Source organism: Chitinophagales bacterium (genome assembly GCA_020636535.1).
Classification (GTDB): Bacteria; Bacteroidota; Bacteroidia; order Chitinophagales; family JADIYW01; genus JADJSS01.
In genome coordinates, this window is the sequence record JACJXT010000009.1 from 1 (window position 1) to 1339 (window position 1339).

Here is a 1339-nt window from a genome sequence, read left to right on the forward strand (position 1 = left end):
TCACTATCTATAATTTGCAAGTTGGCAATCTGAGTGCGTTCGTAAGTTTTGGTAGCAATTTGTTTTCGTAAATCTCTTACACTTAATAACTCCATTGCTGTTTTTTGAGCGTAAAATAGTTTTGCTTCCATTTCTTTTAATGGTAATAGTGTTAAGAAATGCGACCAACTTAATTGTCGTGACAGTGTAACGACAATTTGAAAATCGTTGAATTGATTGGCAAACTGTATCATTCTACGCAAGTTTTTCAACTCAAAATTATTGCCATATTTGTTTTGTAATTGTATAGAAAGATTAGCTACAATAGCTTTTGCATAATCGGCTCGTTTATTATCTAATATATCTTGATTAATTCTATTGCCAACTTGCCAAAAGAGTAAGGTAAGTGTACTATTAACTTGTTTAATTACTTGCTGTTGGTTTTTTTCTATAAGTTGTGATAACTCATTAAAAAGCAGAATTTCGGTAGATTGTATATTAGTTTTTTCTTTTGCCATTTATTTTTATAATTTTGTATTGATTAAGAAGTTCGGCAACAATTGAAATATAACTTCATGTTATTGTAGGGTATCCTACTTAGGTTGATTGAGGAGCTTCTTTTTTATTTTTATCATATTGATAAGTTTCCAAATATTATTTTTTTTGTTTGTTATTTACTTTTACTAAAAACATAATGGCAACACCTGTTTGTATGCCAAATACATTGTGTGTAGTACCTGCAATTTTTGGATTGGCTCTTACATCGCTTTTGGTATCTACAATATAAGCAAAATCAAAATCGTTTTGTATAGATTTTCTAAATCCATCAAAAGTTCTGCTATCAATAAAACTTCGGTTGGTAATAAAAGCTATAATTCCATTATTGTCTAATCTATCCATAGCCCAACGATAAAAACGAGCGTACATATCATAGACTTTAGTTTTTTGTGCTGTACTATAATGTATAAAAGTATCTTTAATGCGTTTATCTATTTTAGGATACTCGCGATTTTTGTTATTATCGTTTTCGTTTAATTGGTTGGCGTTGTATGGTGGATTGCCAATAACGACAGCAATTTTTCTACCATTTTGTTTTCTTATTCGTTTGCTGTTTTCTTCTGTAAAAGGAGCAAACATATCAATTTGTTTTCCTGTATAGGTAAAACCCAAATTATCTAAAGTATCTACAAAGCAATGGTTTTCAAATTCTGCATAAGTTCCCATTTTTTGCGTATAAGTAAATTCGATATTTAAGTTGCTAATATAGTATGGTAGTATTGCCACTTCGTTAGAATGTAATTCGTTTTTGTATTTATATTCTAATTTATCCTTTGGAATATAGTCTATTATATCGCAAATA

The 1339-nt window shown here is 29.3% G+C and carries 2 protein-coding genes; both read right to left on the minus strand.

Translation table 11 applies throughout. The features are described from left to right. A partial coding sequence (locus H6553_00300) for a DUF1016 domain-containing protein (protein ID MCB9032255.1) occupies nt 1-497 on the minus strand: 497 nt, incomplete at its 3' end. Nucleotides 498-633: 136 nt separating this feature from the next. Beyond that, on the minus strand, nt 634-1339 hold a 706-nt coding region (locus H6553_00305; GenBank protein MCB9032256.1), incomplete at its 5' end, for an Eco57I restriction-modification methylase domain-containing protein.